Source organism: Pseudomonas putida (genome assembly GCF_002025705.1).
GTDB classification, from domain to species: Bacteria; Pseudomonadota; Gammaproteobacteria; order Pseudomonadales; family Pseudomonadaceae; genus Aquipseudomonas; species Aquipseudomonas putida_J.
The window spans coordinates 4,832,527-4,846,781 of record NZ_CP018846.1 but is presented as its reverse complement, the minus strand read 5'-3'; the positions used below and the strand labels follow the sequence as shown (position 1 = coordinate 4,846,781).

The 14,255-nt window shown below is 62.8% G+C and carries 15 protein-coding genes and 1 tRNA gene; 10 read left to right on the top strand and 6 right to left on the bottom strand.

Annotated features, from left to right (window positions below):
• The first annotated feature begins 3 nt into the window (after positions 1 to 3).
• Positions 4 to 2,508 (top strand): TonB-dependent siderophore receptor, encoded by a 2,505-nt coding sequence (locus BUQ73_RS22035; protein WP_079229667.1) that lies wholly within the window; start codon positions 4 to 6, stop codon positions 2,506 to 2,508.
• A gap of 154 nt (positions 2,509 to 2,662) precedes the next feature.
• Here the strand turns inward: BUQ73_RS22035 and mnmH are convergent, their stop codons facing one another.
• Positions 2,663 to 3,784, bottom strand: coding sequence for a tRNA 2-selenouridine(34) synthase MnmH (gene mnmH / locus BUQ73_RS22030; RefSeq protein ID WP_079229666.1), 1,122 nt, complete (start codon positions 3,782 to 3,784; stop codon positions 2,663 to 2,665).
• The gene (selD, locus tag BUQ73_RS22025) at positions 3,784 to 4,818 is read right to left on the bottom strand and encodes a selenide, water dikinase SelD (protein WP_079229665.1); all 1,035 of its coding nucleotides are present in this window, start codon (positions 4,816 to 4,818) and stop codon (positions 3,784 to 3,786) included. Before selD ends, mnmH begins: the two co-directional genes overlap by 1 nt.
• A 126-nt stretch (positions 4,819 to 4,944) precedes the next feature.
• Between selD and BUQ73_RS22020 the strand changes: the two genes are divergently transcribed.
• From BUQ73_RS22020 to phnE, 4 genes are read left to right on the top strand one after another with little or no spacing between them, the layout of a single operon-like run.
• On the top strand, positions 4,945 to 5,799 hold the full coding sequence (locus BUQ73_RS22020; RefSeq protein WP_079229664.1) for a putative selenate ABC transporter substrate-binding protein: 855 nt from the start codon (positions 4,945 to 4,947) through the stop codon (positions 5,797 to 5,799).
• On the top strand, positions 5,796 to 6,593 hold the full coding sequence (locus BUQ73_RS22015; protein ID WP_079229663.1) for a phosphonate ABC transporter ATP-binding protein: 798 nt from the start codon (positions 5,796 to 5,798) through the stop codon (positions 6,591 to 6,593). Before BUQ73_RS22020 ends, BUQ73_RS22015 begins: the two co-directional genes overlap by 4 nt.
• Positions 6,587 to 7,414 (top strand): PhnE/PtxC family ABC transporter permease, encoded by an 828-nt coding sequence (locus BUQ73_RS22010; protein ID WP_079229662.1) that lies wholly within the window; start codon positions 6,587 to 6,589, stop codon positions 7,412 to 7,414. The genes BUQ73_RS22015 and BUQ73_RS22010 overlap by 7 nt, the downstream gene beginning before the upstream one ends.
• Positions 7,411 to 8,178 carry a phosphonate ABC transporter, permease protein PhnE gene (phnE, locus tag BUQ73_RS22005; RefSeq protein WP_079229661.1) on the top strand — a complete coding sequence of 256 codons (768 nt, stop codon included), beginning with the start codon at positions 7,411 to 7,413 and terminating at the stop codon, positions 8,176 to 8,178. Before BUQ73_RS22010 ends, phnE begins: the two co-directional genes overlap by 4 nt.
• A 30-nt stretch (positions 8,179 to 8,208) precedes the next feature.
• Here the strand turns inward: phnE and BUQ73_RS22000 are convergent, their stop codons facing one another.
• Positions 8,209 to 9,099, bottom strand: a complete 891-nt coding sequence (locus BUQ73_RS22000) for a bestrophin family protein (RefSeq protein ID WP_079229660.1) — start codon at positions 9,097 to 9,099, stop codon at positions 8,209 to 8,211.
• 225 nt (positions 9,100 to 9,324) lie between these two features.
• On the opposite strand from BUQ73_RS22000, the gene BUQ73_RS21995 reads away from it, so the two are divergent.
• Positions 9,325 to 9,621, top strand: a complete 297-nt coding sequence (locus tag BUQ73_RS21995; protein ID WP_079229659.1) for a type II toxin-antitoxin system RelE/ParE family toxin — start codon at positions 9,325 to 9,327, stop codon at positions 9,619 to 9,621.
• Positions 9,618 to 9,914, top strand: a complete 297-nt coding sequence (locus BUQ73_RS21990) for an addiction module antidote protein (RefSeq protein ID WP_079229658.1) — start codon at positions 9,618 to 9,620, stop codon at positions 9,912 to 9,914. The genes BUQ73_RS21995 and BUQ73_RS21990 overlap by 4 nt, the downstream gene beginning before the upstream one ends.
• A 3-nt stretch (positions 9,915 to 9,917) precedes the next feature.
• Here BUQ73_RS21990 and BUQ73_RS21985 read toward each other — a convergent pair whose 3' ends face one another.
• The 3 genes from BUQ73_RS21985 to BUQ73_RS21975 all read right to left on the bottom strand — a co-directional run bounded on the left by BUQ73_RS21985 (position 9,918) and on the right by BUQ73_RS21975 (position 11,545).
• Complete coding sequence (locus BUQ73_RS21985; RefSeq protein ID WP_079229657.1) at positions 9,918 to 10,397, bottom strand: GNAT family N-acetyltransferase; 480 nt, start codon at positions 10,395 to 10,397, stop codon at positions 9,918 to 9,920.
• A 78-nt stretch (positions 10,398 to 10,475) separates the two neighbouring features.
• Entirely contained in the window at positions 10,476 to 11,123 is a 648-nt protein-coding gene (locus BUQ73_RS21980; protein WP_027920290.1) for a trypsin-like peptidase domain-containing protein, read from the bottom strand.
• A 337-nt stretch (positions 11,124 to 11,460) separates the two neighbouring features.
• Positions 11,461 to 11,545, bottom strand: a tRNA-Leu gene (locus BUQ73_RS21975).
• 108 nt (positions 11,546 to 11,653) lie between these two features.
• Between BUQ73_RS21975 and queA the strand changes: the two genes are divergently transcribed.
• The 3 genes from queA to yajC are packed head-to-tail and all read left to right on the top strand — an operon-like array spanning position 11,654 to position 14,211.
• Entirely contained in the window at positions 11,654 to 12,703 is a 1,050-nt protein-coding gene (gene queA, locus BUQ73_RS21970) for a tRNA preQ1(34) S-adenosylmethionine ribosyltransferase-isomerase QueA (protein WP_079229656.1), read from the top strand.
• 14 nt (positions 12,704 to 12,717) lie between these two features.
• Entirely contained in the window at positions 12,718 to 13,833 is a 1,116-nt protein-coding gene (gene tgt, locus BUQ73_RS21965; RefSeq protein ID WP_162144435.1) for a tRNA guanosine(34) transglycosylase Tgt, read from the top strand.
• A gap of 42 nt (positions 13,834 to 13,875) precedes the next feature.
• Positions 13,876 to 14,211: a preprotein translocase subunit YajC gene (gene yajC / locus BUQ73_RS21960; RefSeq protein WP_027920288.1), complete on the top strand. Its 336-nt coding sequence runs from the start codon at positions 13,876 to 13,878 to the stop codon at positions 14,209 to 14,211.
• The last annotated feature ends 44 nt before the right edge of the window (positions 14,212 to 14,255 follow it).

Sequence of the window (14,255 nt, the reverse complement as noted above, 5' to 3'; positions counted from 1 at the left end):
ATCATGCGCCGATTCCCTGGCCAACCCTCTCTCAGCCCGCTGGCCTTGTGCCTGCGCCTGGCCTGCGCCGGCCTGGCGCTGCCTGCTCTGGCCCTGCCGGCGGTGGCCGAGGAAGCCGCCCGCCGCCACTTCGATGTACCGGCGGGCAACCTGGCCGAAGTGCTCGGGCAATATGCCCAACAAGCCGGCGTGCCGCTGGCGTTCCCGTCTGAAGCACTGGCCGGCCGGCGCAGTGCCGGCTTGCAGGGGTTGTACTCGGTCGACAGTGGCTTTGCCGTGCTGCTGGCCGGCAGCGGCTACCGCAGCGAGCGCAGCGGCAACGGCTACCGCCTGGTGGCCGAGCCGCAGGCGGCAGCCGGCAGCGAGGTCATGGAGCTGAGCGCCACCACAGTGGCCGGGCAGGGCATGGGCGAGAGCACGGAAAACACCGGCTCCTATGCTCCGGGCCTGGTCAGCGTAGGCTCCAAGAGCCCCACCAGCCTGCGCCAGACGCCGCAATCGGTGTCGATGGTGACCCGCCAGCTGATCGAGGACCAGCAGATCACCGATATCAACCAGGCGATGAAAGTCACGCCTGGCATCGTCACCCAGAGCACCACCTTCCGGACCCAGGACTTCATCTCGCGCGGTTTCAGCATCCAGAACGTGCAGATCGATGGCGCCGCGCCGCAGTCACTGGGCACTGCGATGGGCTCGTTCTACTCTTCGAACATCTTCGACATGGCCGAGTTCGACCACGTCGAGGTCCTGCGTGGAACGGCGGCCTTGTACGGTGGCTCTGGCGACCCGGGCGGTATCATCAACCTGGTGCGCAAGCGGCCCACCGCCTTCAACCAGCTAAAGCTGACCCTTTCGGCCGGCAGCTGGGACAACTACCGCCAGGAGGTCGACCTGTCCGGCCCGCTGGGCTGGGATGGCCGCCTGCGCGGACGCCTGGTGCTGGCCAACACTGATCGCCAGTATTTCGTGGATAACCGCGCCACTGAAAAGCCCCTGGCCTATGGCGTGCTAGAAGCGGACGTCACCGACGATACCTTGCTCACCTTCGGCGCGCGCTACAACAAGTCTCACGAAAACGGCACCAATAACTCGCTGCCCCGTTACAGCAACGGGGCCGATCTGAACCTGCCCCGGCACACCGGCCTGACCAAGAACTGGGCGTACCTCGACGCCACGGCGCGTGAGTATTTCGCCAAGATCGACCACCGTATCAACGACGATTGGAAGCTCAACCTGAGCTACACCAACACCTGGGACCTCGGGTTGTTCAAAAGCGCCACGACCTTGAATGCGGTCGATGCCACCACCGGCACCGGGGCGACCTGGTACGGCACCTGGGTGCGCCAGCAGAGCGAACAGCAGCTGTACGACGGCAACCTCTCCGGCCACTTCCAGGCCTTTGGCCTGGACCATGAGCTGGTGTTCGGTGCTGACTACCAGCGAATCGACAGCCGTTGGCAGGGCACTGCGCCATACGCTGCTGCGGGTTCGCCGGCCAATCTGTTCGACCCCGACAACTCGGTGTTCGATGACCCGGGCAGCGCGCTGGAGTACAAGCGCGACTACAACCCCAACGCGCAGCGCCAGTACGGCCTGTATGGCAGCCTGCGCCTGCAGCTGGCCGAACCGCTGCACCTGATCGTCGGCGCCCGTGCGCAGCGCTTCCACTTCTGGCAAACCTACACCAACGCGCTGACCACGCCGGTGAGTGTTTCCAGCCCCGAGCAGCGCATCGGCACCAAGGTCACGCCATTTGCCGGGCTGGTCTACGACCTTGACGATCAATGGTCGGCGTATGCCAGCTACGCGGAAATCTACAAGCCGCAGTCGAGCAAGCTGGCAGGGCCCGAGGGTGTTGGTGGGCCGTTAGAGCCCATGACCGGCAAAACCTACGAAACCGGGCTCAAAGGCGAACTGTTCGACGGTGCGTTGAACACCAGTGTCGCGCTGTACTACACCACCCGCGAAAACGAGGCGGTGCAGGACCCGAGCTACGACTTCAGCTATGCCGGCTTCTCGGGCAGTTGCTGCTACGTGTCCACCGGCAAGGTGGTGAGCAAGGGCGTGGACATGGAAGTGTCCGGCGAGCTGTTGCCGGACTGGATGCTGGTCGGGGGCTACACCTTCAACCTCAACCGCAACCGCAGTGCCGACACGCCGTTGAGCACGATAATGCCGAAGCACCTGTTCAAGCTGTACACCACCTACCGCCTGCCGGGCGTGTTCAGCGACTTCAAGGTGGGTGGCGGGGTGCAGGTACAGAGCGCGACATACACCAGCGGGACGGCTGTGACGGGCGGGCAGACGGTGGCGTTCGACTACCAGCAGAGCGGTTATGCGATCTGGAACGCGTTGCTCGATTACCGTGTCGACGACCACTGGAACGTGACGCTCAACGGCAACAACCTGTTCGACAAGAAATACTACGAGACGGTCGGGACCTCGACCTATGGCAACTATTACGGCGAACCGCGCAACTTCATGGTGACCCTGCGCGGCACGTACTGAAGCTGAGCCTGCGCGCTTCTTGTGGGAGCGGCCTTGTGTCGCGAAAGGGGTGCGCAGCAGCCCCAGGATTTTGGCGCAAATGCACAGATTGCTGGGGCCGCGTTGCGGCCCTTTCGCGACACAAGGCCGCTCCCACACTATTCGCGCCAGCCTGTCAGACTGATTGGGGCTTTGGTTCGCGCAGAGCGCGGGCCTTGAGGTACTCGCGCACTTCCACGCCATCTCCGGCGAACTCGATCCGCTCGGCCTTGGCTTCGCGCTGGTAGGCATACATCGGGTCGTAATATTCCTTGAGCAGCCCTTCGATCCAGCCCCGGTGCAGGTCCACCGCACCGCTGCGCAGCTGCTCGTCCAGCGCTTCGCCCAGGATTGTGGACAAGCGCTGGAAGCGCTCGCCACCCAGGCGCTTGTGGATATTGGCCATGCTCTGCAGCAAGCGCTCGGCAAACAGCCTGCGGCCATTTTCCTCGCCATGCACATCGACGAACTCGGCGCACAGGTTGATCACGTAATCGCGCAGGATGCGCTCCACGCGGTTCTCGAAACTGTCCTCCAGCCACACCATCGGGTACTGCTGCATGCCCTGGTACAGCTCCAGCGGTACCGAGCAACTGCCGACGATGCGGCCTTCATCTTCCAGCACGAACTGTTCGATGCCTCGGGCGCGCTTCTTCAGCACATCGATGGCCAGCTTGTTCTCGAAGTCGATCTGCGCCGGTTGGCCGGTGGCACGCTTGCCGAAGCTGGAGCCGCGATGATTGGCGTGGCCTTCGAGGTCGAGCACATTGTTCAACTGGTGCAGCACATCGGTCTTGCCGGTGCCGGTGAGGCCGCCGACCAGGACGAAGTCGCATTGCTCGACGGCCTGCTGGGTGGTTTCCAGCAGGAAGGTACGCATGGCCTTGTAGCCTCCCTTGATGCGCGGGTAGGCGATGCCGGCTTCGTCGCGCAGCCATTGCTGCACGATCAGCGAGCGCAGGCCGCCGCGGGCACAGTACAGGTAACCATCAGGGTGGGCCTTGGCAAAGCTGGCCCAGGCATGCAGGCGCTCGCGCTTGGTCGCGCCGCTGACCAGCTGGTGGCCGAGGGTGATGGCCGCAGCCTGGCCCTGCTGTTTGTAGCAGGTACCGACCTTCTGCCGCTCCTGGTCAGTCATCAGCGGCAGGTTGACGGTACCGGGGAAGGCACCTTTGACGAATTCGATCGGCGCGCGCATGTCCATCATCGGCGCATCGTCGAGGAACAACTGGCGGAAGTCGGTGCAGTCGGGGCGCATCAGTTCACCTCGACCGCGTGGCTCTGTCGTTCGACCAGCAGGCCGATCGGCGACAGGTTCAGGCCCAGTTCGGCGGCCAGTGCGAGGAACTCGGCCTCACCTTCGGCAGTGACGGCAACCAGCAGGCCGCCGCTGGTCTGTGGGTCGCACAGCAGGTGCTTCTGCTCGTCGGTCAGCGTGCCGAGCTTGTGCCCGTAGCTGTCGAAGTTGCGCAGGGTACCGCCAGGGATGCAGCCCTCGGCCAAGTAATGGTCGACACTTGGCAGACGCGGCACGGCGGCGTAGTCCAGCAGTGCTGTCAGGCCGCTGCCCTCGGCCAGCTCGACCAGGTGGCCCAGCAGGCCGAAACCGGTCACGTCGGTCATCGCCTTGACCCCATCGAGCTTGCCAAAGCGGCTGCCCGGGGTGTTCAGCGTGCACATCCAGTCGCGTGCCAGGCCCTGGTCCTGCTCGCGCAGCTTGGCCTTCTTCTCGGCGGTGGTGAGGATGCCGATGCCCAGTGGCTTGGTCAGGTACAGGCGGCAACCGGCGGTGGCGGTGTCGTTGCGCTTGAGGTGGCGTTTGCTGACCACACCGGTGACGGCCAGGCCGAAGATCGGCTCGGGGGCGTCGATGGAGTGGCCGCCGGCCAGCGGGATACCCGCTTCGGCGCACACGGCGCGGCCACCGCGGATCACTTCGCGGGCGACTTCCGGGGGCAGCACGTTGACTGGCCAGCCGAGGATGGCGATGGCCATGAGCGGGTCGCCACCCATGGCATAGATGTCACTGATTGCGTTGGTTGCGGCGATGCGGCCGAAATCATAGGGGTCATCAACGATCGGCATGAAGAAGTCGGTGGTCGATACCACCCCGCGCTCGTCGTCCAGGGCATACACGGCGGCGTCGTCACGCGAGGCATTGCCCACCCACAGCTTCGGGTCCAGGGCCTGGGCGCCGCTCTCGGCGAGGATCACATCCAGCACCTTGGGGGAGATCTTGCAGCCACAGCCGGCACCGTGGCTGTACTGGGTCAGGCGAATTGGCTCGCTCATATGCACCTCAGGGGATCAATTTGTTGCGCGATTGTAGCAAAGCTGGCCTTTGCGCCTGTGGCTCTTATAATTCCCAGCGTCGGCGTGTTGTCGGCACTTTCCCCGCTATTGAACCGGAGAACTCCCATGCTCAAACGCCCCCTGGCGCTCGCCGCCGGCCTCGTGCTGTCCTGCTGTGCCGTAGTTGCCCAGGCTGCCGACACCTTGCGGGTCAGTGCCATCCCCGACGAAGCGCCGACCGAACTGCTGCGCAAGTTCAAGCCACTGGGCGAGTACCTGTCCAAGCAACTGGGCATGGAGGTGAAGTTCGTGCCGGTGGCCGACTATCCGGCGGTAGTCGAATCGCTGGCCAGCAACCGCCTGGACATGGCCTGGCTGGGTGGCTTCACCTTCGTCCAGGTGCACCTGAAAGACCCAACCGCCACGCCGCTGGTGCAGCGTGAGCAGGACGCCCAGTTCACCTCCAAGTTCATCACCGCCAACCCGGCAGTGAAGAGCCTGGCCGACCTCAAGGGCAAGTCGTTTGCCTTCGGTTCGATCTCGTCCACTTCGGGCAGCCTGATGCCGCGCTACTTCATGCTCAAGGAAGACAACATCAAGCCAGAGAGCTACTTCAGCCGCGTGGCCTATTCCGGTGCCCATGACGCCACAGTCGCCTGGGTGCAGGCCGGCAAGGTCGATGGCGGCGTACTCAATGCCAGCGTCTGGCAGAAGCTGGTCGATGCCGGCAAGGTCGATACCAGCAAGGTGAAGGTGTTTGCCACCACACCGACCTATTACGACTACAACTGGACCGTGCGCGGCAACATGGACCCGGCGCTGAAAGAGAAAATCAAGAAAGCCTTCCTCGACCTCGACCCGGCCAACCCGGAGCACAAGGCGATTCTCGACCTGCAGGCGGCCAGCCGCTTCATCGAGACCAAGCCCGAAAACTATGTGGGCACCGAGCAAGCCGCACGTGAGGCCGGCCTGCTCAAGTGACTATTCATGTACACGGCGCCGGCCTGCGCCACGGCCAGGTCCGCGCGCTCGATTCGATCAGCCTGAGCATCGCCAAGGGTGAGCGGGTAGCGATCATCGGCCCCTCGGGGGCCGGCAAGTCCAGCCTGCTGCACCTGATGGCCACCGCCGTGCAGCCCAGCAGCGGGCACCTGGAGCTGTTCGGTGAGCAACCTTGGGCGCTGTCTGCCGGGGCGCGCCAACGCCTGCGCGCGCGCATCGGCCTGGTGCACCAGGCACCGCCATTGCCTCCCCGTCAGCGTGTGGTGACGGCTGTTCTGGCGGGGCGCCTGGGGCAGTGGGGCATCTTGCGTGGCCTGCTCAACCTGGTATATCCGACCGATGTGCCGGGGGCGCGCCAAGCCTTGGCCGAGCTGGGCCTGGCCGACAAGCTGTTCGTTCAGTGCGGGCAGTTGTCCGGTGGCCAGTTGCAGCGGGTGGGCATTGCCAGGGTGTTGTACCAGCGCCCGGAAGTGCTGTTGACCGACGAACCGGTGTCGGCCATGGACCCGGTGCTGGCCGACCACAGCCTGGCACTGCTCAATCGCCATGCCCAGGCCAATGGCGTGACCCTGGTGGCCAGCCTGCATGCGGTGGACCTGGCGCTGGCGCACTTTCCGCGGGTGATCGGTATTCGTGAGGGGCAGGTAGTGTTCGACTGCCCGGCCGAGGCGGTGACCGGGCCAATGTTGGATGCACTGTACGCCAACGAGCAACTGGGCTCGCCAGCGCAAGCCCAAGGGCCGACCCTGACTGTGCAGATTCCGCGATGCTGAAGGCCGACGCCCGCGACCCGGCCGCGTTGCCGCGGTTGCTGTTGACCTTGCTGGCGTTGGCCGTGCTGTGGCCGGGGCTGCAGTTGAGCGAGCTGAACCCTGGCGTTTTGCTGCAGGCAGAAAACCGTCAGCAGATCGCCAGCTTCACCAGCGCCTTCTGGCCGCCGGCGCACAGTGCCGAATTCCTCCAGTTGTTGTACGAGTCCACCTTGCAGACCTTGGCCGTGGCGACTGCCGGCATGGCCTTGGCGCTGTTGCTGGCGGTCCCGACCAGCCTGCTGGCGAGCCGCGCGCTGTCACTGCGCGCCGCTTCCCGTGGAGGCCGGGCAGGGCCGTGGTCGCGCTTGTTGCGCCTGCCCGTTCGCGGTTTGCTGATTTTTCTGCGCAGCGTGCCGGAGATCGTGTGGGCGCTGCTGTTCGTGCGGGCCGTGGGCCTGGGGCCAACGGCTGGGGTACTGGCCATCGCCATTACTTACAGCGGCATGCTCGGCAAGGTCTACGCGGAGATCTTCGAATCGGTCGACCAGCGCCCGGCGCATGCTTTGCTGCAGGCCGGCAGTGGCCGGTTGGCGGCATTCTTCTACGGCATCCTGCCCAGTGCGTCGGCGGAGGTGGTGTCCTACACCGTCTACCGCTGGGAATGTGCCGTGCGCGCTTCGGTGGTGATGGGCTTTGTCGGTGCCGGCGGGCTTGGGCAGCAGATCGACCTGTCGATGCGCATGTTTGCCGGGGGCGAGGTGGCGAGCATGCTGCTGGCGTTCCTCGGCCTGGTGTTGCTGGCTGACCTGCTCAGCCGCTTCCTGCGCGGGAGGCTGGCATGAACCGGGTGATCAATCTGCTGGTGATCATTGCCATCATGGCGGCGGTGGTGGCGTCGTTCGGTTATCTGCAGCTGGACCTGCATGCCTTGGTGGGCGATGGCGGGCTGGGGCAGATGGGTGAGTACGCTGCGCGCTTCCTGCATCCGGACCTGTCCGGCGAGCACCTGCAGGCGGTGGGGCGCGGAGCACTGGAAACGCTGGCCATGTCGGGCCTGGGCACGCTGCTGGCCATGGCCCTCGGCATGCTGTTGGCGTTGCCGGCGGCGGGGCGCTTCGGTTGGCCGCTGCAGTCTCTGGCGCGCTTGCTGCTCAATGCCTTGCGGGCGATTCCAGAGTTGGTATGGGCCGCATTGACGGTGCTGGCGGCGGGCCTGGGGCCCAATGCCGGTACTTTGGCCTTGGCGCTTCACACGTCAGGAGTATTAGGGCGTTTGTTTGCCGAGGCGCTTGAGAATGCGCCGGCAGAACCCGCCGCGGCGATTCGCCTGCAGGGCGGGGGGCAGGTGGCGGCTTTCTGTTTCGGAACCTTGCCGAACTTGTGGCCCCAATTGCTGGCGTACAGCCTGTACCGCTGGGAGAACAACATTCGCATGGCCAGTGTGCTGGGCTTTGTTGGGGCAGGCGGGCTGGGGCAGATGCTCTATACCACCTTGAGCCTGTTCCAGGAGGCGCAGGCCAGCACAGTGATCATGGCGATGCTGGTATTGGTGCTGCTGGTGGATGCCTTCAGTGACGTGTTGCGCCAGCGGTATGTGCGGGCCTGACAGATAGCCGGGGCTGCAAAGCAGCCCCATTCACTGCACCAGCTCCCCACACTGAGCTTCCCGCTGCATCGATTCCAGATTCCTCTCGATGGTCTCGCAAATCGTATCCATCTGGATCTGATGCTCACTGAAGCGAAACGGACTCTGCAAATCAGTCCCGATCCGCTCGATCGCCAGCAGCATGAAGCCCACCACCGTCGACGCCAGCGGTGTGAACCAACCCAGCGACTCCACCAGCCCCACCGGCACGATCAGGCAGAACAACGTGATGAACAGCCGTGGGAAATACACGTAAGGGTAGGGCAGCGGCGTATTGGCGATACGCTCCATGCCGCCCTGGGCATTGGACAGGTCCACCAGTGTCGACTCCAGCCGCGCCAGGCGAATGCTGTCCAGCCGGCCGGCCTGGTATTCCCGTGCCAGTAATGCCGCCGAGCCGCTGAGTATGTCATTGGCAAAGTTGTTCGAACGGTTACGCCGCTCGAACTCTCCCGGCGGGATGAACGCCATCAGTTCGTCCGGGCAAGACTCGCCCTTCAAATGCGCTGCCAGGCAGTTCACATAGGCGATGTGCCGGCGCAGCAAGGTCGCCTTCACCGGGTTCAGCCCGTCCTGCGGGTCATCGATCAGCGTCAGCGTCTGCCGGGCGAAGCTGCGCGAACTGTTCACCAGTGCTCCCCACAAGGTTCGCGCTTCCCACCAGCGGTTGTAGGCGCTGCTGTTACGAAAGCTCACCAGCACCACCAGCGCCGAACCCAGCAAGGTCAGCGGGATCAGCGGCAGGGTGAACTTGCTGTTGAAAAACAGCATGAAGTCGATGGTGACCAGCACGTCCCACAGCAGCAGCCAGAACAGCGACCAGCCGATGTAGCCGAAGGTCTTGACGACTAGACGGTATTTGCGGGCGATGACGTCTTTCACGCGGGCTGCCTCGAAAAGCCGGGGGGGATGCGGGATCGGACGTCGAAGATTGGCAATGGTTCGGAGTTGGATGTTGCAAGAGATTTTGTCGATTGACGTGTAGAGAAAAAGCTTACAGCCATCGAGGACACTGCTGAATTGTGTATTGCTAAGGACAGGGCAGAGTGGGGCGCTTCCAAAACTTGATAAAGAGTGTATCCAAGAGGATACTATTTGGGCGCAAACATGATCTATGTTGTCGAACAAACGAAGAGTTTTGGCTTGTGGTTGTCAGCCTTGAAAGATGAGCGTGCCAAATTCGCGATTGCCCGTAGGATCGAGCGAGCGTTTACGGGCAATCTTGGGGATTGCAAGTCACTTGGTGACGGCTTGTGTGAGCTTCGCATCAACGTATCTGCGGGCTACCGCGTCTACTTTATCTACCGAGGAAAGCGGGTGTTGCTGTTGCTCGCAGGGGGAGACAAATCCTCACAGAGCGCCGACATCCTAAAGGCCAAGCAACTAGCTAAGGAGCTGAAATGAAAGAAGAAATTATTCCTTTCGACATGGCGGCATTGCTCGATAGCGATGAGGCGGTGAGTGAATACCTGAGTCAGGTGCTGGCTGATGGGGATACCGCTGAAATCATTCGTGCGCTTGGTCATATAGCCCGTGCCAAGGGTATGACTCAGATTGCGGCGCAAAGCGGGCTGGGTCGAGAGAGCCTCTACAAGGCGCTGAGCCCCGGAGCAAAGCCTCGCTTTGATACCGTGCTGAAGGTCATACGTGCTCTTGGGGTAGACCTTTTCGCCCAGCCCCACGTTGTTTCACGCTGATAATCAACTTATCTGTTTTTTCATCTGCACCAAGGCCACCCGCTTGCCATCCTGATCCTGCCGCTCCTCGATGCCAAAAGGTACGAAGCCAAGCTGTGGATAAAGCAGCAGACCCGCCGTGTTGTGGTTGAAACACGACACCCAGACTTCCCGCGCCGCGAACTGCTCACGGGCGAGGTCGACCATGCATTGCACCAGGTAACGCGCCACGCCCCGGCCGCGAGCGGCGGGTGCTACCACCACGTTGCCGAGGGCGCAGATACCGCCGTGCTCGGCCTTGTAGAAGTTGGCGAAACCGAGCACCAGGCCATCGCCCTCGACCACGGTCGAACCGCTGCGCTGGGCGATGGCGTCGCTCAATTGCACGGGTGTGAGCGGGTAGGTGGCTTTGGGAAACATGTAGAACAGCTCATCCGGGCCTTGCGCGAAGCTGCAGATGGCCGGGATGTCGCTGGGTTGGACGGGGCGGTGGACAAGGTGCATGGCAAGTCCTTTGCGTGAATGGGCTGGCCACATCATCGGTGGCGACCGCCACCGTATCATGATCGCCCGCACGTTGGATCAAGGCTTGCTGGCTACCGCCACATAACCCTTGATCGCAGCAGGCGCGCTGTGCGGCTTGCCCTTGTGTGCCAGATACTGGAAGCGGCGCCATTCCTTGTCGATTTCGCTATACGACATGAACACGCTGACCCGCGCCTTGTCGGCCAGGTCTGGGCGGTTGCGGGCATTGATCCCGTCCTTGGAAATGAAAGCGACGTTCATGCCGACCACCTTGCCGTCGTCGGCGAACACGGGGCCGCCAGACATGCCTTTGGTGATCGGGCCGTCATGCACCGAATAGAAGACGCTTCCCGGCGTGCCTTCAAGGCGCACCAACGAGTCGAGCGTACGGCCCTTGCCTTGCACCGGCATCATGAAGCTGTTGAAGCCGACCGCAGTGACCGACTCGCCCGGCACGAACTGGCGCCACTGCGGCACCTTGCTGGCCTTGTGCTTGAAGAACACCACGTCACCCAGCCCTTCATGCACAACATTGGGCAGGAACGGCGTGTGCTTGGCGGTGACGGCGTAGTCTTCGTTCCACTGGATGGCGGTGGCCATCAGCAGCATCGGCAGGGGGGCACCGGAGGTGACGACAAAAGCCTGGTCGTAGACGGGGTTTGAAACGTATGCGGTTGGCATTCCATTGCACCCACTCAGCAGCATCATTGCTGCCAGACAGGGCGCGGTTTTGTTCATGGGGCACGCGGTGGTCATGGATAACGGGAGCGCAATATGGCGAAGTGATATTACGCTATCAATACTTTCGGCATATAACCGACGAATGACAGCTTATGGCCATTATCAGGGCTGCCGCCAATTGAATGCTCGGATGCCTGACCGGTCCCAGGCCATTGGGTTGGCGTCAAAATTGGCAGCCTGAAAGACTTGCGCGGATAAAGACGCTTGAGCTGGTCGCGGTAAACCCGCTCGGCTGGGTCCCGTTCAGCGCTGAATTACGCGCACAAAAAAACCGACCATAAGGTCGGTTTTTTCTGGATCTTGGTGCCCCGAGGGAGACTCGAACTCCCACTCCTTTCGAAAACGGATTTTGAATCCGCCGCGTCTACCAATTCCGCCATCAGGGCTTGTGGCGCGCAGTATAGAGAGGTGCTCTTGGTCGGTCAATCGGCTTTCATGGTCAATTTTCACGCATTGGGCTAAACTTCCCGGCCCTGTCGAACCCGAACATCATCATGCGCGTCGCCGATTTTTCCTTCGAACTCCCCGATTCCCTGATCGCCCGCCACCCTCTGGCAGAGCGCCATGGCAGCCGTCTGCTGGTCCTCGATGGGCCGAGTGGGGCGCTGGCGCACAAGCAATTCCCGGATTTGCTCGACTATCTGCAGCCGGGCGACCTGATGGTGTTCAACAACACCCGGGTGATTCCGGCGCGGCTGTTTGGCCAGAAAGCCTCCGGCGGCAAGCTGGAAGTGCTGGTCGAGCGTGTGCTCGACAGCCACCGCGTGCTGGCCCATGTACGTGCCAGCAAGGCGCCTAAAGAAGGCGCGGTGATCCTCATCGATGGTGGTGGCGAGGCCGAGATGGTCGCCCGCCATGACACGTTGTTCGAGCTGCGTTTCACCGAAGAAGTGCTGCCGTTGCTCGAGCGCGTCGGCCATATGCCGCTGCCGCCCTACATCGACCGCCCGGACGAGGGCGCCGACCGTGAGCGGTATCAGACCGTGTACGCCGAGCGTGCCGGTGCCGTGGCCGCGCCAACTGCCGGCCTGCACTTCGACGAAGCGCTGCTGGAGAAGATCGCTGCCAAGGGTGTCGAGCGCGCCTTCGTCACCCTGCACGTGGGTGCTGGCACCTTCCAGCCGGTGCGGGTCGACAAGATCGAAGACCACCACATGCATAAAGAGTGGCTCGAAGTGAGCCAGGATGTGGTCGACGCCATCGAGGCGTGCCGCGCCCGTGGCGGCAGGGTGATCGCGGTCGGGACCACCAGCGTGCGCTCGCTGGAGAGCGCAGCGCGCGATGGCGTGCTCAAGGCCTTCAGCGGTGACACCGACATCTTCATTTATCCGGGCCGGCCCTTCCATGTGGTCGATTGCCTGGTCACCAACTTCCACCTGCCGGAGTCCACGCTGCTGATGCTGGTCTCGGCCTTCGCCGGTTACCCCGAGACCATGGCTGCCTACGCGGCAGCGGTCGACAACGGTTACCGCTTCTTCAGTTACGGTGATGCCATGTTCATCACCCGCAATCCGGCGCCACGCGGCCCAGAGGATCAAGCATGAGTCGCACCTGTCGAATGTCGTTCGAACTGCTGGCCACCGACGGCAAGGCCCGTCGTGGCCGGTTGACCTTCCCCCGTGGCACGGTCGAGACCCCGGCGTTCATGCCGGTCGGTACCTATGGCACGGTCAAGGGCATGCTGCCGCGTGACATCGAGGCCATCGGCGCCGAGATCATCCTCGGCAACACCTTCCACCTGTGGCTGCGTCCGGGTACCGAGGTGATCAAGAAGCACAACGGCCTGCACGACTTCATGCAGTGGAAAGGCCCTATCCTCACCGATTCCGGTGGTTTCCAGGTGTTCAGCCTGGGCGCCATGCGCAAGATCAAGGAGGAGGGGGTGACCTTCGCCTCGCCAGTCGACGGTTCCAAGGTGTTCATGGGCCCGGAAGAGTCCATGCAGGTACAGCGCGACCTGGGCTCGGACATCGTCATGATCTTCGACGAGTGCACGCCGTACCCGGCCGAGCACGACGTGGCGCGCACCTCCATGGAGCTGTCGCTGCGCTGGGCCCAGCGTTCGAAGAATGCCCACGGTGACAACACCGCGGCGCTGTTCGGTATCGTTCAGGGCGGCATGTACCAGGACCTGCGCATGCGCTCGCTGGAAGCGCTGGTCAACATCGACTTCGACGGCCTGGCCATCGGTGGCCTGTCGGTGGGTGAGCCGAAGCACGAGATGATCAAGGTGCTCGACTACCTGCCGGCCCAGATGCCGGCTGACAAACCTCGTTACCTTATGGGGGTAGGCAAACCGGAAGATCTGGTTGAGGGTGTGCGCCGCGGCGTCGACATGTTCGACTGCGTGATGCCCACGCGCAACGCGCGCAACGGCCACCTGTTCGTCGATACAGGGGTGATCAAGATCCGCAACGCGTTCCATCGCCATGATGATTCGCCGCTGGATCCGACCTGTGACTGCTACACCTGCACCAACTTCTCCCGCGCTTATCTCCATCATCTGGACAAGTGCGGCGAAATGCTGAGCAGCATGCTGAATACCATCCACAACTTGCGCCATTACCAGCGCTTGATGGCCGGTTTACGCGAGGCTATTCAACAGGGTAAATTGGCCGCCTTTGTCGACGCCTTCTACGCCAAGCGCGGGCTGCCTGTGCCGCCTTTGGACTGACTGTTCGCATCCATTATTAGAAAATTACATTAGGAGTGCCCAATGAGCTTCTTGATCCCCGCCGCATACGCGGACGCTGCAGCACCTGCCGCTGGCCCAGCCGGCACCGGCTTTGAGTGGATTTTCCTGGTCGGTTTCCTGGTCATCTTCTACCTGATGATCTGGCGCCCGCAGTCCAAGCGTGCCAAAGAGCAGAAGAACCTGCTGAGCAACTTGCAGAAAGGTGACGAAGTTGTCACCAACGGCGGCATCGCCGGCAAGATCGTCAAGGTTTCCGATGACTTCGTGGTCCTGGAAGTTTCCGACACCGTCGAACTGAAGTTCCAGAAGGGTGCCATCGCGGCAACCCTGCCAAAAGGTACGCTCAAGGCTATCTGAGTTACCGGTTTCATTTTTCCAGTCGGGGCGCGCAAAGCGCCCCG